The following is a 25493-nucleotide window of genomic DNA, read 5'->3' on the forward strand; positions in this document are numbered from 1 at the left end:
GAAACCCCTATATCCATTGGGTTTAGCCTCATACGGTCGAGTTTTACAGCAACTACAAGGTCAGCCGCGACCTGATCGAGTTGCGCAACCTGGCGCAAGTGGCGGAACTGATGATCCGCTCGGCCATGCAGCGCAAGGAAAGCCGGGGGCTGCACTACACGCTGGACTATCCCGAAATGTTGCCGGAGGCGCTGGACACTATTCTGGTGCCGCCCACTTATGCCGGCTGAACTTCAAACGTACGCGCAAACGTCGGTGAATGTCCGGCGTCAGTGCGTCACGCGGGATGCAGCAGCTGTTGATCGATCGTCCGGGACGACCGGCGATAATCGGGCGAAAACGCAGAATGACCACCCACGGCAAGGCAAGACTGTCGGGGCATAACTGCACAGGCTGCCAGCCGTCACGTGCATTCCACAGCTGCCAGCCTTGATGATCGCGCTTGAGCGCGGTGAATGCCGCCGGATACGTCAGCAGGATGGAACTTGGTATCACCCAGGCAGCATGCGCCAGACATATCAGCGCACCCAGCGCCGCAGCCCACACGGCGATGTCCAGCCAGTACAACGCGACCAGTGCCAGACACTGGACCGCGAGATACGCCGTCACCAGCAGACGCGAGGCCTGCCAGTGACATTCGAAGCGATCACTGGGGCTGGACACGATCCAGGATCATGCGAACCATGCGCTGCAATTCAGCATCTTCGGATTCGGCACGCTGCATGAACCAGCCGAACATATCCTGATCCTCACAGGTCAGCAGACGGCGGTACAAATCGCGGTCCACGTCATTCAAATGTGGGTAGACCTCACGGACAAACGGCACCAGCAGCACGTCCAGTTCAAGCATGCCGCGGCGGCTGTGCCAGTAAAGGCGGTTGAGTTCAACGTCTTCGACCATGGAGCGCTCCTCAAAGTAGGCGGCAAGTATACAGCCGTGAGCCGGGCGCGCGAATATCGCAATGGTCGCAGCAGTTTTCATGTACCCGTATGCATAACCTCGACTCGGCACTATGATGTGCCCCCGGACTTTTTTCCCAATCTGCGATGACCATGGCCCACACAGCTTTTTTCTGCACGCTAACCCATGAGGGCGTTCTCGCCGTTCGCGGCGTGGATGCCAGCAAGTTTCTTCAGGGTCAGCTGACGTGCAACCTCAACTATCTGAATGAAGACAAATCCAGCCTGGGTGCCCGTTGCACGCAGAAAGGCCGGATGCAGTCGAGTTTTCGCATCGTGTTCGAAGGCGACGGCTGCCTGCTGGCGATGGCTGGCGAACTGATCGAAGCGCAATTGCTCGACCTGCGCAAATACGCAGTGTTCTCCAAATCGAAGCTCACGGACGAAAGCGCAGACTGGGTGCGCTTCGGCTTGCAGGATGGGGACGCCGCGCTGGTCAGCCTGGGCCTGGATCTGCCCCAGGAAACCGATAGTGTGGTGCGCGCCAATGACCTGATTGCAATCCGCGTCTCGCCAGGCAGGGCCGAGCTTTGGGTGCGCAGCGCACAGGCAGACAGCATCAAGTCGCGCCTGGCAGCGCAGTTGAGTGAAGGCCCGCTGAATGACTGGTTGCTGGGCCAGATACGTGTCGGCATCGGCCAGGTGTTCGGCAGCACCCGCGAAGAATTCATTCCGCAGATGATCAATCTGCAAGCAGTTGGCGGCGTCAGCTTCAAGAAAGGCTGCTACACCGGCCAGGAAATCGTTGCCAGAATGCAATATCTTGGCAAACTCAAGCGCAGGCTTTATCGCCTGACCCTGAGCGACGAAGATATCCCACAACCCGGTACTGCATTGTTCTCACCGGTACATGCCAGCGCCGTGGGCAACGTCGTCATGGCCGCACAGGATGGGCAGAACATTGAACTGCTCGCGGTATTGCAGGGTGATGCGGCAGAAGACGGCCGTATCAATCTTGGCTCGCCAGAAGGCGCAGCGCTGCAAATGAGTGAACTGCCCTACACACTGGACAGCAAACTCGAAACTCAGCGCTAGCCAGACGAACACATTCAGCTTCCTAGTGTCTTTAGAGCGATCCAGTACAGCCTGGCGCTCTGAAGAGCGCGCGGATAACTCTGGACACCCCCAACAGCTGCGAGATGCAACATGAGCAAGATGGCTGACGAGGTGCAGAGAAACTTGATCAAGGCCATCGACAGAGATGCCTTGTTTCTACCCACCCTGCCGGAAGTGGCACTGAGAATTCGCCTGGCTGCAGAGGACACCGAGATCAGCATCTCGGCCCTGAGCAAGGTCATCGGTAGCGATACAGCCCTTTCCGCGCGCCTGATCAAGGTCGCGAACAGCCCCTTGCTGCGCCCGAACTTTGAAGTCAGCGACGTCAATACTGCGATTCGGCGGCTGGGCGTCAACTACACCTGCAATCTGGCCATCGGCCTGGTGGTCGAGCAGATGTTCCACGCCAAGTCGCCGGTCATCGAGCAGAAGATGCGCGATATCTGGAAGCAAAGCCTGCAGGTTGCCGGTATCAGCTACACCCTGTGTCAGCGCTATACCAATCTGAAACCTGATCAGGCCACGCTCGCCGGATTAATCCACCTGATCGGGATCCTGCCGATCCTGACCTATGCCGAAGACCATTACGAGCTGCTGTCCGACCCGATCAGCCTCAACCACGTGATCGACAGCATTCATCCGGTTATCGGCGAGCGCCTGCTGCGCTCATGGGATTTCCCCGAACCACTGGCCTGCGTGCCGGGCCAGTTCCAGAACTTTGCGCGCGTCTCGAAAAGCCCTGATTACACCGATCTGGTACAGATCGCCACGGTGCATATCCACAGGAATACCGACCATCCCTTCGGCCTCATCGAAATGGTCGACCTGCCTGCCTACAGCCAGTTGGGGCTTGCCAGAGCAGAAGGCGTGCTCAGCGCCCAGATGGACGAAGCCAAGAGCATGCTCTACTAGCCTCAGCTGGTCCAGGGTGTGTAAAAACGTCACGAGCGAGGGCAAGACAAGGCAAAAACAGGCGAAAACGGCCGGGGTCGCGACCGACTCTAGGTGTTCTAAATGAGCATTTTTCGCCTGTTTTTAACGCAGTATTGGCAAGCGCAGTAGTTTTTACACAGTCTGGATCAGGTGGAGCTAAAACTGACCCTTACCTTCAGGCCGCGCTCGGCGCCCTCGTGCAACGTAATTCTGGCCAGATGTGCCCGGCAGATTTCGCCCACTATCGCCAGGCCGAGCCCGGCGCCACTGCCCTGCTGACTGCGACGGTAAAACCGCTCGAAAACCCGTTCACGCTCATCGGCCGGAATGCCGGGACCATCATCCTCGACCTCCAGAACACCCGGCGCATAGACCCGCAAGACGACGTTGCCGCCCGGTGCGGTATGGGCCAGCGCGTTGTCGATCAGATTGCTCAGTAATTCGTTCAGCAAGGTCGGCTCGCCGCGCAGCCAGACCGGCTCGTCAGCCTCCAGCGCCAGCGCGACACCCCGGGAATGAGCCAATGGCGCCATGGCCATGCCCAGCTCTCTGGCCAACTGACTGAGGTCCAGCTGTTGCGCCCCGCCCTCGGCGATGGCCCGCGCGCCGTTTTCGATGCGCGCCAGGGACAGCAGCTGGTTGGCCAGGTGCGTGAGTCGATCCGTGCCTAGCGCCGCCGACTCCAGTGTGCTGCGCCAATGCTGCGGGTCGTGTTCGCGCAGCCCCAGCTCGACCCGCGCCTTCAAGGCGGCCAGCGGGGTGCGCAGTTCATGAGCGGCATCGGCGATGAATTGCGCCTGACGCTCGAACTGCACGCGCAGTCGCTCGGTGAAGTGGTTCAGCGCGCCCACCAGCGGACGCAGTTCGTGCTGCACTTCAACCATCGGTAACGCGCGCAGATCATCCAGCTGACGCTCCTCGACGGCGGTGCGCAGGCGCTCCAGCGGTCGCAATGCCGCGCTTACCGTGAACCAGACCAGCAGCAGCGCGCCTCCTCCGAGCATGCCCAGCCGCAGCAATGTGTCAGCCATCAGGCTGCGCGCCATGCCCTTGCGCGCTTCCTGGGTTTCGGCAACGCGGATTTCAGCAGTACCATTCATGCCCGGGTCGGTCACTGGTTTGAGCAGGCTGACAACCCGCACGTCCTGCCCCTGATAAATCCCGTTATAAAATTTCGCCAGGGCCGGGTAATCGTCGGTACGCAACGTACCGGGTGGCGGCGACGGCAGGTTTTCATAGCCGGAAATCAGCTTCTGATGGATGTCGTTGACCTGATAGTAGATGCGTCCTTCGCTGTCGTAGGCGAAGGTGTCCAGCGCCACGTAGGGAATGTCGGCGCTCAGCGTGCCATCGCGCTGAGTCAGGCCGGCTGCGATGGTACGTGCGGAAGCCAGCAACGTGCGGTCATAGGCGGTGTCGGCCACTTCGCGGCCATTCCAGTAAGCGCTCATGCCGCTGGCCAACATCAATACCACCAGCAGCAGGGCCAGATTCCACAATAATCGCCAGCGCAGGCTGTCGTTAATCATCACGGCTTTCCAGCAGATACCCCAGACCGCGAAAGGTCACGATGGCCACGGAATGTCCGTCGAGCTTCTTGCGCAGACGATGGACATAGATCTCGATGGCGTCGGGGCTGGCTTCTTCATCGAGCCCGAACACCTGCGCCGCCAGTTGCTCCTTGCTCATCACCCGACCCGGCCGGGCGATAAGCGCTTCCAGCACTGCCTGTTCGCGAGAAGTCAGGGTCAGCAGTTCTTCGCCGAGCGTGAAGCGTCGGGTGTCCAGATCGTAGGCCAAGACGCCGCAACGCTGTTGCCGCTCGCCACCCAGCACGCTGCGCCGCAACAGGGCCTTGACCCTGGCCTCCAGTTCGGAGAGTTCGAAAGGCTTGGCCAGGTAGTCGTCGGCGCCCAGATTCAGGCCATGGACACGGTCCTTGACGTCACTGCGCGCCGTCAACATCAGCACCGGCAGGTTTTTGCTGCGCGCTCGCAGACGCGCAAGTACTTCGAAGCCGTCCATGCGCGGCAATCCGACATCGAGAATGGCGACCGCGTATTCCTCGCTGTTCAACGCCAGGTCGGCGGCCACGCCATCATGCAGCACATCAACGGTCAAACCCGCGCTTTTGAGCGCCTGCGCGACACTTTCAGCCAATTGCAGATGATCTTCCACAAGAAGAACACGCATCGCCGTCTCCTGATTGTCACTGTTGTTATCGATCTGGGTATCGAGGCTCGTGGCGGTGGAGTTTACAGGCCGGCCGCGGTCTGTGAAGGGCAGAAACGATTCGCGACTCGCCAATCGCAACGTGAAAGGCAACTGAAAGGTTTACGAAAGGTTTGTCGTTTAGCATCGCGTCACGACCCGATAAAAGGGTACGTAAAAAACAGGCGCCCGGATGCGTCTGAACAATAAAAACAATAAATCGCAAAACGGAGTCACGTCATGTCTAAGCCCGCCCAGGCTTGCCAGCCCATGGAGCACATCCCGTCGAGGGCTGCTCTGCGCACTCCTCCCTCTACACGCCTCAAAACAACACATCAGCGCAAACGCCCGCCGCTGTGACAGCGCAGGTTTCGCCGTGCGCGTGACAAAAGCGCTTGGTACACAGCTTCTCTCTTCCAAAAACAACAATATCTCTGGAGACTGAACATGAAATTTTCCCTGCGCCACATAGCCGCCACCGCTGGGTGCATGCTGATTGCCAGCCAGTTACTTGCCGAACCCAAACGTCCGGAATGCATCGCCCCAGCCTCGCCAGGTGGCGGATTTGACCTGACCTGCAAACTGGTACAGAGCGCGCTGATCAACGAAAAGATTCTGACCTCGCCGATGCGCGTCACCTACATGCCTGGGGGTGTCGGCGCGGTGGCCTACAACGCCGTCGTCGCACAACGTCCCGCCGATGCCGGCACACTCGTCGCGTGGTCCAGCGGTTCGCTGCTCAATCTGGCGCAGGGCAAATTCGGTCGTTTCGATGAGAACGCAGTGCGCTGGCTAGCCGCCGTGGGCACCAGCTATGGCGCCATCGCAGTGAAGAGCGACTCGCCCTACAAGAATCTCGACGACTTGGTCCAGGCGCTGAAAGCCGACCCGAGCAAAGTCGTGATCGGCTCAGGCGGCACCGTGGGTAGCCAGGACTGGATGCAGACCGCGCTGATCGCCAAGGCTGCAGGCATCAACCCGCGTGCCCTGCGCTACGTGGCACTCGAAGGCGGCGGTGAAATTGCCACCGCATTGCTCGGCGGCCACATCCAGGTAGGCAGTACCGATATTTCCGACTCCATGCCGCACATTTTGAGCGGCGACATGCGCCTGCTCGCTGTGTTCGCCGAAAAGCGTATCGACGAACCTGAAATGAAAGACATCCCCACCGCCAAGGAACAGGGCTACGACATCGTCTGGCCGGTGGTACGTGGCTTCTACCTCGGGCCGAAGGTCAGCGACGAAGATTACAACTGGTGGAAAGCCTCGTTCGACAAGATCCTGGCCTCCGAGGACTTCGCCAAACTGCGCGACCAGCGCGAGCTGTTCCCGTTCGCCATGACCGGCGCGGAACTGGACACCTACGTCAAGAAGCAGGTCGCCGACTACAAGTTGATGGCCAAGGAATTCGGCCTGATTCAGTAATTGAACTCAATTGACTGACATTCAGTTGCGTCCGCCGACGGGTGCGACTCAGGAGCTTCTCATGGTCATACAACGCATCTTTGCTGGCCTGCTGTTGCTGGCATGCGCAGGCCTGGCCCTCATGGCCTGGCCTTATCAGGCACCTTTTTCCTATGAACCGGTCGGACCGTGCGCCTTCCCGCTGCTGATGCTCGGGCTGATGGGCGTCGCCCTGCTGTACCTGCTGATCAGACCTACACCCATCGTGCACACCGAGGAAGACCCGGAGCTGGATCGCGAGACCCTGATCAAAATCGGCGAGTGCATCGTCCTGCTGCTGATATTCGCGGGGCTGTTCGAACCGCTGGGCTTCATCCTCAGCAGCATTCTGATCGGCATCCCCATGGCCCGCCTGTATGGCGGCCGCTGGCTGCCGAGCGTGGTGGTGGTGATTCTGATGAGCGTCGGCCTGTACCTGCTGTTCGACAAGGCCATGGACGTCCCCTTGCCTTTAGGCCTGCTCAGCGTTCTGGAGAATTAAAATGGATACTTTCGGTTATCTGGGCCAGGGCTTCGGTGTCGCCCTGACGCCTTACAACCTGATCACGGCGCTGTGCGGAACACTGATCGGGACTGTCGTCGGCCTGCTGCCGGGGCTTGGACCGATCAACGGTGTAGCGCTGCTGATCCCTATCGCCTTCGCGCTGGGCCTGCCGCCCGAGTCGGCGCTGATTCTGCTGGCAGCCGTGTACCTGGGCTGCGAATACGGCGGACGTATCAGCTCGATCCTGCTGAACATTCCGGGTGAAGCGTCCACTGTGATGACCACCCTGGACGGTTACCCGATGGCACGTCAGGGCCTGGCCGGGGTTGCACTGTCGCTGTCGGCATGGAGTTCGTTCATCGGCGCGTTCATCGCCACCTGCGGCATGGTGCTGTTCGCCCCCCTGCTCGCCAAATGGGCGATTGCCTTTGGTCCGGCGGAATACTTCGTGCTGATGGTGTTCGCGATCGTCTGTCTGGGCGGGATGGCCGGTGACCGGCCGCTGAAGACGTTCATTGCCGCGCTGATCGGGCTGTTCCTGTCTGCGGTCGGTATCGATGCCAACAGCGGGGTGTACCGTTTCACGGGTGACAACATTCACCTCACCGATGGCATTCAGTTCGTGGTGCTGGTGCTGGGCCTGTTTTCGATCAGCGAAATCCTCTTGCTCCTGGAGAAGACCCATCGCGGCCAGGAGGCCGTCAAGGCCACCGGGCGCATGATGTTCAACGTCAAGGAAGCCGCTGCCGTATTCGTGGTGAATATTCGCTGCGGTCTGCTGGGGTTCATCCTTGGCGTATTGCCTGGTGCCGGTGCGACGCTGGCCAGCGCGGTCGCTTACATGACGGAAAAACGCATCGCCGGCGCTAGCGGCAAGTTCGGCCAAGGCGACATGCGTGGCCTGGCCGCACCCGAGACAGCCATCGGCGCGACAGCCTGTGGCGCACTGGTGCCAATGCTCACACTCGGCGTGCCGGGTTCAGGCACCACGGCGGTGATGATCGGCGCGTTGTCGCTGTACAACATCACGCCCGGCCCGATGCTGTTTCAACAGCAACCGGATATCGTCTGGGGCCTGATCGCGTCGTTGTTCATCGCCAACATCATGCTGGTGATCCTCAACATCCCGATGATTCGCATCTTCACGCGCATCCTCGCCGTGCCGAACTGGGCGCTGGTCCCGGTGATTGCGATCATCACCGGCATCGGTGTGTATGCGGTGCACGCCACCACCTTCGACCTGTTCCTGATGGTCGGCATCGGTATCTTCGGTTACATCCTGCGCAAGCTGGACTTCCCGCTGTCGCCGATCCTGCTCGGGTTCATCCTGGGGGGCCTGATGGAGCAAAACCTGCGTCGTGCCCTGTCGATCTCCAACGGCGAACTGGGGATCCTCTGGTCCAGCCCGATCACCCTCGGGGTCTGGGTGGTGACCGTGTTCATGCTGCTGTTCCCGCTGCTGCGCATCTGGCGCAAGCGCGCCAAACAGCAGGCCGCTGCGGCACATGGCTGATTCGTCTCTGCGCCAATGGTGGGCAACGCCACTGGTCGGCCTGCTGGGCGGCTACCTCGCCAGTCAGGTCGGCTGGCCGTTGCCATGGATGGTGGGCTCGTTGCTGGCAATCATCCTGGTGCGCTGCCTGACACCCTGGCAGCTGGCGCAGATTCCCGGCGGGCGCAAATGCGGTCAGCTGATCATCGGGATCGGCATCGGCCTGCACTTCACCCCGGTGGTCATTGAACAGGTACTGGCGCATTTCGGGCTGATTTTCATCGGTGCCCTGGTCACCAGCCTGTCGTGTCTGGTCGGCGTGTGGCTGATGCTGCGTACCGGCGAGGATCGCCCTACGGCGTTCTTCTCCAGCATGCCGGGCGGTTCCGGGGAGATGGTCAACCTCGGCGCTCGCAACGGTGCAACGCTGAGCAGTGTCGCGGCCGCACAAAGTCTGCGGGTACTCGCCGTGGTGCTGTGCGTACCGGCGATCTTCAAATACCTATTGGGTGATGGTGCACCAGCCTTGCATGCCAGCGTCGTGGACTGGCGCTGGCTGGCCGTTCTGCTGCCGCTCGGGGCTGCGCTGGCCTGGCTGTGGCAACGCCTCAAGCAGCCCAATCCCTGGCTGTTCGGCCCGCTGTTGCTCAGTGCCGTGGCGAGCGTGGTCTGGGATCTGAAAATCGGCCTGCCCAACGGCGCCAGCCAGCTTGGTCAGTTGCTGATTGGCAGCGGGCTGGGTTGTCATTTCAATCGGGAGTTCTTTCGGCGTGCGCCATCGTTCCTGGCGCGCACGCTGCTGGGCACTGCGCTGACCATGCTGATCGCCGCACTCGCGGCACTGGCGCTGAGCGCCCTCACCCACTTGGACCTGCGTTCGCTGACGCTGGGCATGATGCCCGGCGGCATCGCAGAAATGAGCCTGACCGCCGAAGTGCTGCAACTGTCGGTGCCGCTGGTCACGGCCATGCAGGTCATGCGCCTGCTGTTCGTGCTGTTTCTCGCCGAGCCGCTATACCGACGCTGGAACAAACGGCTCGCGGACTGAACAGGTCGCTGGAATCCTCGCAAATCAAAGCGCTGGCAAGCGCCAGTCGATCGGCGCAATGCCGTTTTGCTCAAGGTACTTGTTGGCCCGCCCGAAATGCCCGTTGCCCAAAAAGCCTTTGTAGGCTGACAACGGCGACGGATGGACGGAGGTCAGCACCAGATGCTTGGTCGCATCGACCAGTTTCTGCTTGCTCTGCGCATGAGCGCCCCACAGCAGGAACACCAGATGCGGCTGGTGCTCGCTGACCACTTGAATGATCCGGTCCGTGAAGTGCTGCCAGCCTTTTCCTGCATGGGAAGCAGCGTTGGCGCGCTCGACAGTGAGCGTGGTGTTGAGCAACAGCACGCCCTGATCAGCCCAGGATTGCAGGCAACCGTGGTTCGGAATATCGATGTTCAGGTCGCGTTTCAGCTCTTTGTAGATGTTGACCAGCGATGGCGGCGTCGGCACTCCCGGCTGCACCGAGAAGCACAGGCCATGCGCCTGATTCGGACCGTGATAAGGGTCCTGGCCAAGGATGACCACTTTCACGTTATCCAGCGGCGTGGAGTTCAACGCGTTGAAGATCAGTGGCCCGGGCGGATAGATTTCCTTGCCCGCCGCGTGCTCCTGTCGCAGAAACTCGCGCAATTGAGCCATGTAGGGTTGTTCGAATTCGTCACGCAGGGCTTCTTTCCAGCTCGGCTCAAGCTTGATGCGGTCGTCGCTAGTCATGGTTACATCCGGTAAAAACAATGCGCGGACACTAGGAAAGCCAGGCGGCAAAGTCAATGCCGGTTGCGCTATGCGCCTTCAAGCCAGGACGCAGAGCGTCCAGGAAAGTGTGCCGACGCGGAACGTCGGCACTATAGTCAGTTTGCAGCAGTAGTCAGTTCACAGCGTTGGCATGACAGTGAGCGCACACATTTCAGCTATCGATGCCCGCCACGACCATCGCCGCGCCCGCCTCTTCCATGATCACGGCCATCTCGTCCGCCACGCCCACCGTGGTCGTCCCAGCCACGGTTACCTCGGTCGCCACGAAAGCCGTCGTTGCGTCCGAAGCCGTCATTGCGGCCGAAACCGCCATTGCCGCGAAAACCATCGTTTCTCCAGCCATAACCCGGTGGACGTCCCGGCTGGTAGTAGCGCGGCGGGGGCGGTGGCGCGTAATAACGGGGTGCCGGGGCATAGTAGCGAGGCTGGGTGTAATAGCGCGGTTGAGGCGCCACATAGATGCGTCGCTCCTGATAGTAGGTAGAGCGGTAGCCATTGTCATACGCGTAGGCGCCGCCAACGACAGTCGGCTGCGTGTACACATCGGATTCGTAGTAACCGGGACCTGCGTAGCAACCAGAAAGGAAAAGGGTCAGCAACGTGATAAGCAAGGGTCTTCGATACATGGCGGCCTCCTGGACCGCGATTGGGCCAAACCAGCGACGCTGGTCGGCGTCCGTCAAAGCGGTTGGCGGACGAAATATCTGACATCGAAAAGGCCTTCTAGTGCCTTGGGTCAGCTTAGAGGGTAGGGCGCGAATGGTCAGCAACTGACTCGCAAAGGCTCTGCAACCAAGGCCTGCAGGCCTGTTTCGGCCTTCTACAAACATGCTACAAAACATTTCATCCACCTTTGCCTCATCACGGTGCGGTCTCGCACCAGCACAAGGCAGTTCCTCCGGCAACTGGCCGTCGATGACTCGGCCAGCCCTTGAAAAACAAGGCGCAGCACGAGTTGGCACAACTCTCGCTTGATGAGCGATGTGCAGGAGTCAACACAGGTTCGCGGCACCACAATTTGCAATAGCCGACTAGGGTTCCGGCTTGCCAACAGGCAAGTGGCTGGTCCGAGAGTTGGCGACCTCCAGTAGAGGTTACACGGCGGGACAAAAGCCCGGGAGACAGGGACACCAGTGGTGTCACGTTGCTCCTGGCCGCCTTTTTTCACTACTGGAGATTTCTCAACATGCAAAAGTCTCGTCTCTTCGGTCTGCTGACGGCAGGCCTGCTTGCTGCGTTGAGCCTCTCGGCGACTGCCGCCCAGAAAGATCATTTCAACGTCTGCTGGACCATCTACGCAGGCTGGATGCCGTGGGAATACGCAGGTAGCCAGGGCATCGTCGACAAGTGGGCAAAAAAGTACGGCATCAAGATCGATGTCACCCAGCTCAATGACTACGTCGAATCCATCAATCAGTACACCGCCGGCCAGTTCGATGGCTGCACCATGACCAACATGGACGCTCTGACAATCCCGGCCGCAGGTGGCGTGGAAAGCACGGTACTGATCGTCAGCGACTTCTCCAACGGTAACGACGGCATCGTGCTCAAGGGCGAAGGCAAGAAAATCGCCGATCTGAAAGGCATGGACGTCAATCTGGTCGAGCTGTCGGTGTCTCACTACCTGCTGGCCCGAGCGCTGGACAGTGTCAAGCTCAGTGAAAAAGACCTCAAGGTGGTCAATACCTCGGATGCCGATATCTCGGCAGCTTTCAATACCGACGATGTACAGGCGGTCACCACTTGGAACCCGATGCTCTCGGACATCAAGGCCAAGCCCGGCGTGACCGAAGTGTTCAACTCCAGCCAGATTCCCGGCGAGATCATGGACATGATGGTCGTCAACACTCAGACCCTGAAAGACAACCCGGCCCTAGGCAAGGCCCTGACCGGCGCCTGGTTTGAAGTGGTCGAACTGATGAATGCCAAAAACGCTCAGGGCAAGGCTGCGCTGGAACATATGGCTAAAGCATCGGGCACCGATCTGGCCGGTTTCCAGGCGCAACTGGACACCACCAAGCTGTTTGCCACGCCCAAGGAAGCGCTTGAGTTCGCGACCAGCAAACAACTGCCGGACACCCAGCGCAAGGTGGCTGACTTCTCGTTCGCTCACGGTTTGCTCGGCGAAGGCGCACGCGACGCCGATGCGGTCGGCATGTCGTTCGCCAATGGCGTGACGCTCGGCGACAAGGGCAATCTCAAGCTGCACTTTGACCCCGGCTACGTGCAGATGGCCGTCGACGGCAAGCTGTAAATCACGTTCAGTAGAAAGGTCATTGCCATGCGTTTGATAAACCGCCATCCGGATCGTGCCGGTCGCCTGATACTGGTGATCCTGCCGTTCGCCCTGTTGCTGTTCGCCTATTTCATGGGCTCGGCCACCCGGCTTGCGGAAAACCCCAGCGACAAACTGCTGCCCAGCGCGGTACAGATGGCCGATGCGGTCAAACGCATGGCGTTCGTTGCCGACCCGCGCAGCGGTGACTACCTGCTGTGGCAGGACAGCGCATCGAGCCTGCAACGCCTGGCCATCGGCTTGGGGATCAGCGCGCTGCTGGGCCTGTGTCTGGGCATCGCAGCGGGCATCCTGCCGCTGTGCGGCGCACCGCTGTCGCCCTTGCTGACGGTGCTGTCGATGGTGCCGCCGCTGGCCATCCTGCCGATTCTGTTCATCGTGTTCGGCCTGGGCGAGTTATCGAAGGTAATGCTGATCGTGATCGGTATCACGCCGATTCTGGCCCGCGATCTGGAACAGCGCGCCCGTGAAATCCCGGTCGAACTGCTGATCAAGGCGCAAACCCTCGGTGCCTCGACCTGGACACTGATCCTGCGGGTGATCCTGCCGCAATTGCTGCCACGCCTGTTGATCGCCCTGCGCCTGGTGCTGGGTTCGGCGTGGCTGTTCCTGATCGCCGCCGAGGCGATTGCTTCGACTGACGGCCTGGGCTACCGGATCTTCCTGGTGCGGCGCTATCTGGCGATGGACGTGATTCTGCCCTATGTGGTGTGGATCACCCTGCTCGCCTGGCTGATGGACTGGGGCCTGAAAGCCCTGACCCGACGCGCCTTTCCCTGGTACGAAGGAGCACGCGCATGAGCTTTATCAGTGTGCGCAATGTCTGGCAGCAGTACGCCGATCAGGTGGTACTCGAGGGCCTGAACCTGGACGTGGCCGAAGGCGAATTCTGCACGCTGGTCGGCGCTTCGGGCTGCGGCAAGTCGACCTTTCTGCGCCTGTTGCTGGGTCAGGAATCCCCCAGTCGCGGCGTGATCACGCTGGACGGCACGCCCCTGCGCAATGAGCCGGATGCCAGCCGTGGCGTGGTGTTTCAGCGCTATTCGGTGTTCCCGCACCTGTCGGTGCTCGACAACGTGGCGCTGGGTCTGGAGCTGCCCCGCTCGCCCTGGCTCGGCCTATTGTTCGGCCAGGCGAAAAGCGAGGCGCGCGAGCACGCTGCGCAGTTGCTCGGCAAGGTCGGCCTGGGGCATGCGCTGGAGAAGTACCCGACGCAATTGTCCGGCGGCATGCAACAGCGCCTGGCCATCGCTCAGGCGCTGATCATGAAACCGCGCGTCCTGCTGCTGGACGAGCCGTTTGGCGCGCTCGACCCCGGCATCCGCAAGGACATGCATCACCTGCTGCTGGACCTGTGGCGCGAAACCAAACTGACCCTATTCATGGTCACCCACGACCTGTCCGAAGGTTTCAACCTCGGCACCCGCCTGCTGGTTTTCGACAAGGTGCGCCACGACCCGCACGCCCCCGGCGCCTATGGCGCGCGTATCACTTACGACATCCCCCTCAACAGCGAACGCCGCGCCGAACGCGCCGCCATCGATTCGCTGCTCAACGTTTCAGAGGAGCCCGTTCAATGACCGACTCAACCACGCTGTACCCGGTTTTCGCCGAAGAGATGCTGCCCGGTGGCGGCCATCGTTCGTTTATCCTCAAGCGCGGCGAACTGCTGCGCCTGACCGACCTGCACGGCAACGCCAACGTCAGCCTGACCCTGCTCAACGCCCACGAAAAAACCGAACGGCTGAACCTGCCTGACAGCCTCAAATGCCAGCACACCGCTCGTCTGAGCAACGGTCATTGCCTGTATTCGGACATGGGCCGCGTACTGGCGGCCATCGTCACTGACACCTGCGGCTGGAGCGACAGCATCGGCGGCGTGCTCAATGCTCAGGAAGTCGCTGAAAAATACGGCCAGGGCCGTTATCAGGAATTGCGCAACGGCTTCTTTCGCAACGGCGTCGACAACCTGCTGGTCGAGCTGGGCAAATGGGGGCTGGGGCTGTCCGACCTGCTGATGACCCTCAACCTGTTCAGCCGTGTCGATGTCGACGAGGCAGGAACCCTGCACTCCGCGCCGAATAATTCCAAAGCCGGTGACTACATCGAACTCTACGCACCGATGGACACGCTGGTGGTGCTGACCGCGCTGCAACACCCGATGGACCCCAACCCCGAATACACCCCACAACCGCTGAAACTCAGCTGGATGAAAGCCGACGCAAGCGTCGCCGAGCACTGCCGCACCTCGCGCCCGGAAAACGAGCGCGGCTTCATCAATACCGACCGCCTGTTCGCCTGAGGAGCCTTGTCATGAACTCACCCACTCACCTTTGCTGCGACGCGACCATCCCGGCTGGCGAGCCGTTTCTGGCCGAGGTCAAGGCCGGGCAGACCGTGCGCATCCTCGATCTGCAAGGCAATCAGGCCGTCGACACACTGTTTTTCAGTCTGAGCAACCCGCGTGAACGCTACGACGTGCAGCGCACCCTGCGCCGTCAGAACAGCGTGTACCTGACCACCGGCAGCGTGCTGTTTTCCAACCTCGGCCAGCCGATGCTGACCATTGTCGATGACACCTGCGGTCGCCACGACACACTGGGTGGCGCGTGCGCGCAAGAGAGCAACACCGTGCGCTACGCCCTGGAAAAGCGCTACATGCACAGCTGCCGTGACAACTACCTGCGCGCCTGTATGCATGACGGTCGGCTGAGCAAGGCCGACATCAGCCCGAACATCAACTTCTTCATGAACGTACCCGTGACAGCCGAAGGCGGCCTGACCTTCGAAGACGGTATTTCCGCACCCGGCAAATACGTCGAGCTGCGCGCTGAAATGGACGTGATCGTGCTGATTTCCAACTGTCCGCAGCTCAACAACCCCTGCAACGGCTACAACCCGACGCCTGCGCAGTTATTGATTCGCGACTGACGCGGCACCTGCCCTCAGCAACGGACGACCGTTGCGTAGATTGATCAATAGCGGGACGGCCCGCTTCCCATCACGAAACCGAGCGCGACTGGGTTTCCGGGGTTATGCCATGTTCGACAAACTGCTGATCGCCAACCGTGGCGCCATTGCCTGCCGCATCCTGCGGACCCTGCGCACCTTGCAGGTCAAGGGCGTGGCGGTGTATTCCGAAGCCGACGCTGCCAGCCTGCACCTGATGCAGGCCGACGAAGCCCATAGCCTGGGCGAAGGTGGCGCAGCCGGAACGTATCTGGCGGTGGACAAGATCCTCGCCATCGCCAAAGCCAGCGGCGCCACAGCCATTCATCCCGGCTACGGGTTTCTCTCCGAAAACGCTGGGTTCGCTCAGGCCTGTGAAGACGCCGGTATCGCCTTCGTCGGCCCGACGCCCGAGCAACTGCGCGTATTCGGCCTCAAACACACCGCCCGAGCGCTAGCCAGACAGCATGGCGTGCCCATGCTCGAAGGCACTGAGCTGCTCGGCAGTCTGGAGTCGGCCATCGCGGCGGCTCACACCATCGGCTACCCGGTGATGCTCAAGAGCACGGCGGGCGGTGGTGGTATCGGCATGCGTGTGTGTCGCAGCGCCGAAGAGCTGGCCGACTCGTTCGAGGCGGTAAAGCGCCTCGGTCAGAACAATTTCAGCGACGCGGGTGTGTTCATCGAGAAATACATCCAGCGCGCCCGCCATCTGGAAGTGCAGGTGTTCGGCGACGGTCAGGGCGAAGTGCTGGCGCTCGGCGTACGCGACTGCTCGGTACAGCGGCGTAATCAGAAAGTGCTGGAAGAAACCCCGGCCCCGAACCTGCCGCACGGCATGGCCGAAGAACTCTGCATAGCGGCTGTGAAACTGGCCAGGGCAGTCAATTATCGCAGCGCCGGGACGGTCGAGTTCGTCTTCGACAGTGAAGATCAGCGCTTCTATTTTCTGGAAGTGAACACACGCTTGCAGGTCGAGCACGGCGTCACCGAGCAGGTGTGGGGCGTGGATCTGGTCAGCTGGATGGTGCAACTGGCCGCCGGTGATCTGCCGCCGCTGGATCAGTTGCAGGCCGATCTGAAACCGGTTGGCCATGCGATTCAGGCGCGGCTGTACGCGGAAGATCCAGGCCGTGACTTTCAGCCCTGCCCTGGCCTGCTGACTGCGGCTGATTTCCCGCCTGCGGATGGCCGGAAGCTGCGCATCGACACCTGGGTCGAGGCCGGTTGCGAGATACCGCCGTACTTCGACCCGATGATCGCCAAGCTGATCAGTTGGGCACCGAGCCGCGAGGACGCCAGCGCCGGGCTGATCGACGCGCTGAACGAAACGCGCCTGTACGGTGTGGAAACCAATCGCGACTACCTGCGCCAGATCATTGCCGACGCGCCGTTCGCCAGTGGCCAGCCGTGGACCCGCTGTCTGGAAGATCTGGTGTATCACGCTGACACCTTCGAGGTGCTGAGCGGCGGCACCCAGACCAGCGTTCAGGACTATCCGGGACGCTTGGGCTACTGGGCGGTCGGTGTACCGCCATCCGGGCCGATGGACAGCCGCGCGTTGCGCCAGGGCAATGGCCTGCTGGGCAACCCTGAAGGATGCGCCGCGCTGGAAATAACCATGAGCGGGCCGCTACTGCGTTTCAACACCGATGCGGTGGTGGCAGTGACCGGTGCGCACATCCCGATCACTCTCGATGGCCAATCCTGTGCGATGAACACCGCGCTATTCGTGAGCGCCGGTTCGACGTTGTCGCTGGGCACCATCGCAGGTGCCGGTGTGCGAAGCTATCTGTGCGTGCGCGGCGGGCTCGACGTGCCGGATTACCTGGGCAGCAAAAGTACCTTTACCCTCGGCCAGTTCGGCGGTCATGGCGGTCGCGCGCTGCGCGCCGGCGATGTGCTGCACATCGTGCCCCTGGTGGAGCGCAGTGCGGGGCAGCGGATTGCCGATGAGGCACTTGAAGCGCTGACAGACGTGCGCCGGATAAGGGTCATTTACGGCCCGCATGCCGCCCCGGAATACTTCACCGAAGCGTACATCGAGAGGTTTTTCGCGACCGACTGGGAAGTGCATTTCAACTCCAGCCGCACCGGCGTGCGCCTGATCGGTCCCAAACCCGAATGGGTGCGTGCCGATGGCTGCGAGGCGGGGTTGCACCCGTCCAACATCCACGACAACCCGTATGCGATCGGCGCGGTGGATTTCACCGGCGACATGCCGGTAATCCTCGGGCCGGACGGACCCAGCCTGGGCGGATTCGTCTGCCCGGTGACCATCATCGAAGCGGACCTGTGGCAGCTGGGGCAATTGAAGGCTGGCGACAAGCTCCGATTCACTCCGGTGAGCGTCGAGGCGTGTCATGCAGAACGATGTGGAAGCGCGCTTGCTAGCGAAGGCTATAGTCCTGACGCAGAAAATCCATCGACTGCAACGCCCTCTTCGCGAGCAAGCTCGCTCATACAGGGCACCGCAAACTCCCGTGGGAGCGAACTTGTTCGCGAAGTCTATAGTCCTGACGCAGAAAATCCATCGGCTGCAACGCCCTCTTCGCGAGCAAGCTCGCTCCCACAAGGCACCGCAAATTTCCGTGGGAGCGAGCTTGCTCGCGAAGGCTATAGTCCTGACGCAGAAAATCCATCGACTGCAACGCCCTCTTCGCGAGCAAGCTCGCTCCCACAAGACACCGCAAATTTCCGTGGGAGCGAGCTTGCTCGCGAAGGCTATAGTCCTGACGCAGAAAATCCATCGGCTGCAACGCCCTCTTCGCGAGCAAGCTCGCTCCCACAGGGCACCGCAAATTTCCGTAGGAGCGAACTTGTTCGCGAAAGCTATATTCCTGACGCAGAAAATCCATCGACCGCAACGCCCTCTTCGCGAGCAAGCTCGCTCCCACAAGGCACCGCAAACTTCCGTAGGAGCGAACTTGTTCGCGAAGGCTATAGTCCTGACGCAGAAAATCCATCGACTGCAACGTCCTCTTCGCGAGCAAGCTCGCTCCCACAAGGCTCCGCAAACTTCCGTAGGAGCGAACTTGTTCGCGAAGACCATATTCCTGACGCAGCAAATCCATCGACTGCAACACCCTCTTCGCGAGCAAGCCAGATCCCACAAAGCACCGCAAACTCCCGTAGGAGCGAACTTGTTCGCGAAGGCTATAGTCCTGACGCAGAAAACCCATCGACTGTAGAGGACTCTTCGCGGACAAGTCCGCTCCTACAGGGCACCGCAAACTCCCGTGACAGCGAAGTTGTCCGTAAAGAGGATCTGCCCTCCCCAGTCATCCTCGACATCGGTCAGGACGATAAACGCCTGGTTGCGCGTCTGTCCGGGGATACCCACCTGCTGCTGGAAATCGGTGCGCCGGAGCTGGATCTGGTGCTGCGTCTGCGCGGCCATGCCTTGATGCTTGCGCTGGAGGCCAAGGCGCTGGCGGGGGTGATTGATCTGACGCCGGGCATTCGCTCTCTGCAAGTCCACTACCGCCCCGAGCAACTGCCGCTTCGGCAACTGCTCGACATCATCGCCGGAGAATGGGACGCCGTGTGCGCCGCGAAAGACCTGCAAGTGGACTCGCGCATCGTCCATCTGCCGCTGTCCTGGGATGACCCGGTCTGCCAGCTGGCCATCGAAAAGTACATGACCACAGTACGCAAGGACGCGCCCTGGTGCCCGAGCAACCTGGAGTTCATCCGCCGTATCAATGACCTGCCCAACCTCGACGAAGTCCAGCGCACGGTGTTCGACGCCAGCTATCTGGTCATGGGGCTGGGCGACGTGTACCTCGGCGCACCGGTGGCCACGCCGCTGGATCCGCGCCACCGGCTGGTCACCACCAAGTACAACCCGGCGCGCACCTGGACCGCCGAAAACTCGGTGGGCATCGGCGGCGCGTACATGTGCGTGTACGGCATGGAAGGCCCCGGCGGGTACCAGTTCGTCGGCCGCACGTTGCAGATGTGGAATCGCTATCGCGACGTCGCTGCCTTCGAGGGTAAACCATGGCTGTTGCGCTTCTTCGATCAGATCCGTTTCTACCCGGTCAGCGCCGACGAACTGGTGCGTATCCGCCGCGACTTCCCGCTGGGTCGCTTCGCCCTGAACATCGAACACAGCACCCTGAATCTGGCTGATTACCAAGCCTTCCTGACCCGCGAAGCCGAAGGCATTGAGGCGTTCCGCGCCCAGCAGAACGCCGCTTTCAACGCAGAGCGCGAACGCTGGATCGCCAACGGGCAGGCCGATTTCCAGAGCGATGAAGGCGTGACGCCAAACACCGAAGAACAGCCTCTGCAACTTGGCCAGCAAGGCGTCGACAGCCACATCGCCGGCAATCTCTGGCAAGTCCAGGTACAACTGGGCGAACACGTGGAAGCAGGCGATGTGCTGGTGATTCTGGAGTCCATGAAAATGGAAATCCCCCTGCTCGCCCCGATCGCCGGCGTGGTGCAGGACGTCAGGGTGCAACCCGGCTCGGCAGTACGCGCAGGGCAACGGGTGGTGGTGCTGAGCGCAGACTGAATCGACCCACTTTTCACTTTCAAGGGAATCCCGTCATGAACGACATAGCACTGCCCAATGACCTGCGTCTGGACACCGTACGCGCGCTCTACCAGTCCGGCAAAATATCGCCGCGCCAGCTGATCCTGGCGCTGCGCGAAAAAGCCGCAAGGCTGAACAGCGATTATCACCTGTTCATCCACCTGCTCAGCCCGGCTGAACTCGAGCCTTATCTGGCTGGACTGGATGCTCGTGATCCCAAAGACCTGCCGCTGTTCGGCATCCCCTTCGCGATCAAGGACAATATTGATTTGGCGGCCATTCCAACCACCGCGGCCTGTCCGGACTACGCCTACACACCCGAGCACTCGGCAAGCGTCGTCGCGCACCTGATCGCGCTGGGTGCCGTGCCCATGGGCAAGACCAATCTGGACCAGTTCGCCACAGGTTTGAACGGCAGCCGCTCGCCCTATGGCGCCTGCCCCAACAGCGTGTTGAACGAGTACCCGTCAGGCGGTTCGAGCGCCGGCTCGTCGCTGGCCGTGGCATTGGGCGTCAGCAGCTTCTCGCTGGGCACCGACACGGCGGGCTCGGGCAGGGTGCCCGCAGCACTGAATAACCTGGTGGGAATGAAAGCCAGCAAGGGACTGATTTCCACGGCGGGCGTGGTGCCCGCATGCCGCACGCAGGATTGCGTCTCGACCTTCACCGCCACGGCGCGGGAAGCCAGCGAGCTATTGGCACTGATCGCCGCATTTGATCCGCGCGATGAGTACAGCCGTCGCAACCCTTCGTGGAACGACGCCTCGGCTTTCGGCACACCTCGCCCGTTTCGCTTCGGTGTACCCCGCGCCGAGGACCTGCAGTTCTTCGGCTGTACCGAGGGGCCGAGACTGTTCAACGCAGCTATCGACCACCTTGCAGCGCTGGGTGGCGAAGCGGTCACAGTGGACTTGTCACCGTTTCTCGAAGCGGCGCGGTTGTTGTACGAGGGGCCGTGGGTGGCCGAACGCTACAGCGTCGCCGGACAGTTAATGGAAGAACGTCCTGACGCGGTATTGCCGGTGATCCGCGACGTGCTGGCCAAGGCTCCCCAGGTCAGCGGGGTCGATACGTTTCGCGCGCAGTACCGTTTGCAAGCACTCAAGGCGACGTGCGATCGGGCACTTGAAGGCCTGGAATGCATGGTGACGCCAAGCATCGGCCGCCCGGTGACATCGGCAGAGCTAGCGGCCGAGCCGGTGTTGCGTAACTCGGAGCTGGGTTACTACACGAATTTCGTCAACCTGCTCGACTACGCCGCCGTCGCCGTGCCCAGTGCCTTCATGGGCAACGGTCTGCCGTGGGGCGTGACGCTGTTCGGACGCGCATTCACCGATCAGTACCTGCTCAGTCTGGCCGACGCCTTGCAACGGCAAACCGCCCTGCCCTTGATTGGCGGCGAAGCACCTCGGCTGCCTGTACCGCAAACCACTGCGCGCAACGATAGGGCGCGGTTGGTGGTCTGCGGTGCTCACTTGGACGGACTGGCATTGAACTGGCAGCTCAGGCAACGAGGGGCACGCCTGCTGGAAACCACGCAAAGCTCGGCCGACTATCGGCTGTATGCGCTGGCCGGTGGTCCGCCCTTCCGGCCTGGCATGGTGCGGGTGACCGAACACGGCGTCGCCATCGACGTGGAGGTCTGGGAGCTGCCAAGTATGGAGTTGGGGTCGTTCCTGACCGGCATTCCAGCACCGCTCGGGCTGGGCAAGGTGCAATTGGCCGACGGCCGCTGGGAGACCGGTTTCATCTGCGAAGCCTATGGTCTGGAGGGCGCCCGCGACATCAGCCATCTCGGCGGCTGGCGTGCGCACGTGCAACCGCAGTGAGCAAGGCGGCATGCTCGGGCGTGCCGTCTCGCTCTTTCAGCGCGACGGGAAGTTGCAATACATAGTTATGACCTTCCCCATCGCGCTTCCCGAAATAATGGGCATTCATTCATTTCGACTGCACGTCATGCCCCCCATCTGGAGTCCGCTTCGCCAGGACACGCTGTTTCACCCGTCCTCTTTATTGCTGGAGCAAACCAGCGTTCTGCGTCCCGAGCACAGCAGTAGCAGACACGACACGCTGAACGCATCAATGCCGTTCATCCTGCCGGACGGCTTTTCAGTGCCCGAACCAACACCGTTGCCTGCGGTGACCGAAGAAAGCGAGCCGAAAGACGCCGCGCCACACATCGAGCGCCAACTCAGAGCCATGCGTAACAGCGCAGGTTTCCGGCTGATTGCCGACTCGACGTTACTCCTCCAAGCCTGCCAACTGGACATGGACTTTCCGCCGACGCGACAGGATTATGTTCGCCAGCAACTGACCACGCTGCTCACGCAGACGAGCGACAAGGCACTCGACCCGGACGCCCTGCAGATCACGTTCAGCAACGATGACCGACCTGCCGTGGACGACAATGGACACGAGCATTACAGCGTCAGCCTGTCGCTGACCGATGTGGCGCTGGCCAGCTTCGAGCCTGCGCACTTCCAGGCGCTGTCGCGTAGCACCCTTGCCGATATTTCACTGTGCGAAGACACGCCTGCGCTGACAACCGCGCGGATGTTCAAGCGGATTGGCGAGCTGCCGCTCAAACGCAATTACAACGCCGTACTGCAGACATTCAGGACCCGGCACGAGGCAACCTGGCGCACCTTGTCGCGGCTGGCGTTCCTTGACAATCTGGCTCGGCAGCTCAACCACAGACACATCAGTCGGGACGGTTATTGGTTGGCGCTGGACGCCCTGGGGCTGGACCGGTTTCCCGCCGCCACCGACACGCTGAGCATGAGCGGACGAGGTGAAAAATCCGAAGTCCGAGCCCTGATGCTGAATGGCAAACAGGTGCCGGAGATATTTCAGATCAGCTCGAAAACCACGTCGCATTGTTTCATTCACATTCTGGGTGCCAAGGGTAACGTCATCGAATACATCAGCGATGATCCACGCCAGATGAGCAGGCGGCTGTTGGCGGCCATGAACGCCTCAGGGCTCTACGGCCAGGTATTTCTTTCGCTTGAGCAGCATGCCGGCATCGTTGCCGAGGCGCCGCTGATCGAAGGCGACCTGTTCACCGCAGTGACCCAGGCTTCGTTCGCCGGGCTTCTTGCCGACAGCCACGCGCGCAGCACGCTCGACCTGCTCAGGCCCGTCGCTCGTGGCCTGGCGCTGGCAGGTGCCGCAGACCTGTGGCAGACACAGCCAAGCATTCTGGAGCAGATCCCGGTTGCGTCGAAAATGGCCGGGAAAGTCATGGCGAGCTATTTACAGGAAAACCACACGCTGACGATCAACCCCGAGCATGTGTTCATCGCTTATCGACCCGGCTATTCGAGCACCCCCCTGGGCAACCCCCGGTTGCCGCCTACGTATGTTCACACGCCCGACCCAAGGCCAATCAGCCTGAGCGAGGCGCTGATAAGCAATTACCGAGTCGATCATCCGGCTGGCTACATTGATCACGGCGGCAGCACCGTGGTGTTCTTCGACCCCACCGGGCAGGGCGACAGTGAGCAGGGTCAGGTGCTTGATATCAGCCCGCAGGCGCTCGAGGACTACATCACAGCCTTCGACTTTCTGACCTGGATGACTCAACGCATCCACGACTTCTGGGATCAGCAGCGAACCACCATACAACAGGCATTCAGAACCACCTTCATCAACCAGGCACTGATCAGCCTGAAGCGTGGCAGCCTCACGCGCGGCACCTTCGATCTGCTCGTGGACACCCTTGCGCCCTCTGCACCTGGTCAATGGCGGTCACTCGGTTTTTTCGTTCAGGGCGCGTTGACCGACGGCATGCAGGAGCAGTACACCGGCCTGCTGGTACTTGAGCAGCCGGGCTCACCGAACGTGCTTTATCAGGCGGGCCATGCCGATGCGTTCATCGAGTTTGCAGACGACACGGCGCTGAAGCTGCACCTGAGCCGGGCAACGGCCAGTCCGGAGTGGCGTGAGACGGTCATGCGTTATGTTCCGCGCCGTCATCACCAGCGCCTGGACTACCTGCTCAAATTATGGGGCGGGACACAGGCGCCCAACCCGCCCGTTTCCATCCTTCGCCCCTGGATCGATGCGCTGTACAACCCTGACACACGCCAGGCCATGAACCACTCGCTGTGTGAGAAAAGGCTGGAAGACACGCCATTCGCTTTTCTGCACCGACTGCTCAAGCAGAACGCGCTGGATGACGCAGAAGATCAGATCGTCACATCAACGCAGGTAACACTGGCGGACTGGACCGACCGGCTTCAGCAATTACAGCGGCTGCTGGTGCCGATGTCCTTGTTGCTGACACCTGCGCTCGTTGCCTCCCTGGGCACGGAGATTGGCATCACCTCGCTGGCCATTGCCGCAACGCATCTGCCAGGCAGCCGTTACGCAGAGAAAAACCAGGCGCTGCTGGCCACGCTAACGCTGGGCTTGCTGCAACTGGCTCCGCACACGCCAAGGATGCTGCGCTCACTGAGCCGAATCGTAAAACCTGCCGTGAGCAGTTCCCAAACCGTAGCGATTACGCTCGACCGGGCGTTCGGCACCCGGCCGTTGCGCAGACAATTTGTCACCCCGCGCCAGACCCGGCTGGAGAAATTCTTTCACACCGACGCCCTGCTCAAACGCTGGACAGTCAGCACTGCCGTCTCGTCAAACCTGTTGCAGGTCCATGCCTGGAAGCTGGGTAAAAGGTTCCTTTTATGGACGTCCGACAGGGGTCAGGCGCGCACTCTGGTGGTCAGCAGCCATGGGTACTACACACCGTGGTCCCGGACGGTGAAGATCCCCAATGGCACCGAGATTCGCACCTACGCGCCGCATGGCTACGAACTGGTGGACCCGAAGCTGCATCGGGTCGTCAACAAGAACGCCCGGCCATTCGCACTTTCCAATACGGCGGTGCATAGCGTGATGCAGCCCACGCCGCTTGAACCTCTACTTCTCACCGACAAGCTGATAGCAGGCACTTCGCTGCCCGGCAGACTGAAGAACTACAGCCTGTCCAAGTTTCAGACGACGACCAGCGAGAGCTATGACGAGATCGCAAGCGTGGTGGGCAACTCGCGGGCGTCGCCCTTGCGCGGCTGGTTGCCGCCGACGCCGATGGATGTTCTGACAGTGCGCAACCGCTTCGGCATGCCCCCACCATCGTTGGCCGACCTGTTCGAAAGCCTGTCCATGCAAGGCATCCATTACGACAGAATATTGCTCGTGCACTGCCGGTGTGCGGCGATATCGGCGCTGATGAACCGCTCACCCGTCTATCATGCCCCGACAGCGAGCTCGGTGATTGCTAATATGGCCTGAAACGGA

At 61.1% G+C, this 25493-nt stretch carries 20 protein-coding genes, 1 pseudogene and 1 riboswitch; of the genes and pseudogenes, 15 read left to right on the forward strand and 6 right to left on the reverse strand.

Translation table 11 applies throughout. From position 1 onward, the window contains the following. Positions 1-38: 38 nt before the first annotated feature. Positions 39-230: pseudogene (locus V476_RS26670) on the forward strand (L-aspartate oxidase); the annotation flags it as partial. Here the strand turns inward: V476_RS26670 and V476_RS05040 are convergent. Further along, positions 199-663 (reverse strand): protein YgfX, encoded by a 465-nt coding sequence (locus V476_RS05040; RefSeq protein ID WP_024960440.1) that lies wholly within the window; start codon positions 661-663, stop codon positions 199-201. The pseudogene V476_RS26670 and the gene V476_RS05040 overlap by 32 nt on opposite strands. Further along, positions 647-901, reverse strand: a complete 255-nt coding sequence (locus V476_RS05045; protein ID WP_003363729.1) for an FAD assembly factor SdhE — start codon at positions 899-901, stop codon at positions 647-649. Before V476_RS05045 ends, V476_RS05040 begins: the two co-directional genes overlap by 17 nt. A 152-nt stretch (positions 902-1053) precedes the next feature. Between V476_RS05045 and ygfZ the strand changes: the two genes are divergently transcribed. Further along, on the forward strand, positions 1054-1995 hold the full coding sequence (gene ygfZ, locus V476_RS05050; RefSeq protein ID WP_032629368.1) for a CAF17-like 4Fe-4S cluster assembly/insertion protein YgfZ: 942 nt from the start codon (positions 1054-1056) through the stop codon (positions 1993-1995). A gap of 111 nt (positions 1996-2106) precedes the next feature. Beyond that, on the forward strand, positions 2107-2928 hold the full coding sequence (locus V476_RS05055; RefSeq protein WP_003395819.1) for an HDOD domain-containing protein: 822 nt from the start codon (positions 2107-2109) through the stop codon (positions 2926-2928). A gap of 167 nt (positions 2929-3095) precedes the next feature. Here V476_RS05055 and V476_RS05060 read toward each other — a convergent pair whose 3' ends face one another. Beyond that, a complete protein-coding gene (locus tag V476_RS05060; protein ID WP_024648543.1) occupies positions 3096-4478 on the reverse strand; it encodes a sensor histidine kinase in 1383 nt (460 codons plus the stop codon). After that, the gene (locus V476_RS05065; RefSeq protein WP_003363740.1) at positions 4471-5142 is read right to left on the reverse strand and encodes a response regulator; all 672 of its coding nucleotides are present in this window, start codon (positions 5140-5142) and stop codon (positions 4471-4473) included. The genes V476_RS05060 and V476_RS05065 overlap by 8 nt, the downstream gene beginning before the upstream one ends. A 459-nt stretch (positions 5143-5601) precedes the next feature. Here V476_RS05065 and V476_RS05070 point away from each other — a divergent pair, with 459 nt between their 5' ends. The 4 genes from V476_RS05070 (at position 5602) to V476_RS05085 (ending at position 9648) form a co-directional block, all read left to right on the forward strand. Next, on the forward strand, positions 5602-6585 hold the full coding sequence (locus V476_RS05070; protein ID WP_170846027.1) for a Bug family tripartite tricarboxylate transporter substrate binding protein: 984 nt from the start codon (positions 5602-5604) through the stop codon (positions 6583-6585). 61 nt (positions 6586-6646) lie between these two features. After that, entirely contained in the window at positions 6647-7105 is a 459-nt protein-coding gene (locus V476_RS05075; RefSeq protein WP_024960442.1) for a tripartite tricarboxylate transporter TctB family protein, read from the forward strand. A gap of 1 nt (position 7106) precedes the next feature. After that, positions 7107-8621 (forward strand): tripartite tricarboxylate transporter permease, encoded by a 1515-nt coding sequence (locus V476_RS05080; protein WP_024662637.1) that lies wholly within the window; start codon positions 7107-7109, stop codon positions 8619-8621. Beyond that, on the forward strand, positions 8614-9648 hold the full coding sequence (locus V476_RS05085; protein ID WP_024648546.1) for an AbrB family transcriptional regulator: 1035 nt from the start codon (positions 8614-8616) through the stop codon (positions 9646-9648). Before V476_RS05080 ends, V476_RS05085 begins: the two co-directional genes overlap by 8 nt. 24 nt (positions 9649-9672) lie before the next feature. Here the strand turns inward: V476_RS05085 and ung are convergent, their stop codons facing one another. Further along, positions 9673-10365 (reverse strand): uracil-DNA glycosylase, encoded by a 693-nt coding sequence (gene ung, locus V476_RS05090; protein ID WP_003425266.1) that lies wholly within the window; start codon positions 10363-10365, stop codon positions 9673-9675. Between the two features lie 197 nt (positions 10366-10562). Further along, a complete protein-coding gene (locus V476_RS26680) occupies positions 10563-10949 on the reverse strand; it encodes a hypothetical protein (RefSeq protein WP_003425264.1) in 387 nt (128 codons plus the stop codon). 478 nt (positions 10950-11427) lie between these two features. Next, a riboswitch (guanidine-I (ykkC/yxkD leader) is annotated at positions 11428-11530 on the forward strand. 63 nt (positions 11531-11593) lie between these two features. Here V476_RS26680 and V476_RS05100 point away from each other — a divergent pair. The 8 genes from V476_RS05100 (at position 11594) to V476_RS05135 (ending at position 25487) form a co-directional block, all read left to right on the forward strand. Then, entirely contained in the window at positions 11594-12661 is a 1068-nt protein-coding gene (locus V476_RS05100; protein WP_024960444.1) for a putative urea ABC transporter substrate-binding protein, read from the forward strand. A gap of 27 nt (positions 12662-12688) precedes the next feature. Continuing rightward, complete coding sequence (locus tag V476_RS05105) at positions 12689-13504, forward strand: ABC transporter permease (protein ID WP_003413041.1); 816 nt, start codon at positions 12689-12691, stop codon at positions 13502-13504. Then, positions 13501-14283 (forward strand): ABC transporter ATP-binding protein, encoded by a 783-nt coding sequence (locus V476_RS05110; RefSeq protein ID WP_024960445.1) that lies wholly within the window; start codon positions 13501-13503, stop codon positions 14281-14283. Before V476_RS05105 ends, V476_RS05110 begins: the two co-directional genes overlap by 4 nt. Next, positions 14280-15005: an urea amidolyase associated protein UAAP1 gene (locus tag V476_RS05115; protein WP_024960446.1), complete on the forward strand. Its 726-nt coding sequence runs from the start codon at positions 14280-14282 to the stop codon at positions 15003-15005. The genes V476_RS05110 and V476_RS05115 overlap by 4 nt, the downstream gene beginning before the upstream one ends. Before the next feature lie 11 nt (positions 15006-15016). Further along, positions 15017-15634 (forward strand): urea amidolyase associated protein UAAP2, encoded by a 618-nt coding sequence (locus tag V476_RS05120; protein ID WP_024960447.1) that lies wholly within the window; start codon positions 15017-15019, stop codon positions 15632-15634. A 109-nt stretch (positions 15635-15743) separates the two neighbouring features. Next, positions 15744-20174 carry a 5-oxoprolinase/urea amidolyase family protein gene (locus tag V476_RS05125; RefSeq protein ID WP_027902957.1) on the forward strand — a complete coding sequence of 1477 codons (4431 nt, stop codon included), beginning with the start codon at positions 15744-15746 and terminating at the stop codon, positions 20172-20174. A 35-nt stretch (positions 20175-20209) separates the two neighbouring features. Further along, positions 20210-22024, forward strand: a complete 1815-nt coding sequence (gene atzF, locus V476_RS05130; protein ID WP_024960573.1) for an allophanate hydrolase — start codon at positions 20210-20212, stop codon at positions 22022-22024. A 127-nt stretch (positions 22025-22151) separates the two neighbouring features. After that, positions 22152-25487 (forward strand): dermonecrotic toxin domain-containing protein, encoded by a 3336-nt coding sequence (locus V476_RS05135; protein ID WP_024960572.1) that lies wholly within the window; start codon positions 22152-22154, stop codon positions 25485-25487. The last annotated feature ends 6 nt before the right edge of the window (positions 25488-25493 follow it).

This window comes from Pseudomonas syringae KCTC 12500, assembly GCF_000507185.2.
Classification (GTDB): domain Bacteria; phylum Pseudomonadota; class Gammaproteobacteria; order Pseudomonadales; family Pseudomonadaceae; genus Aquipseudomonas; species Aquipseudomonas syringae.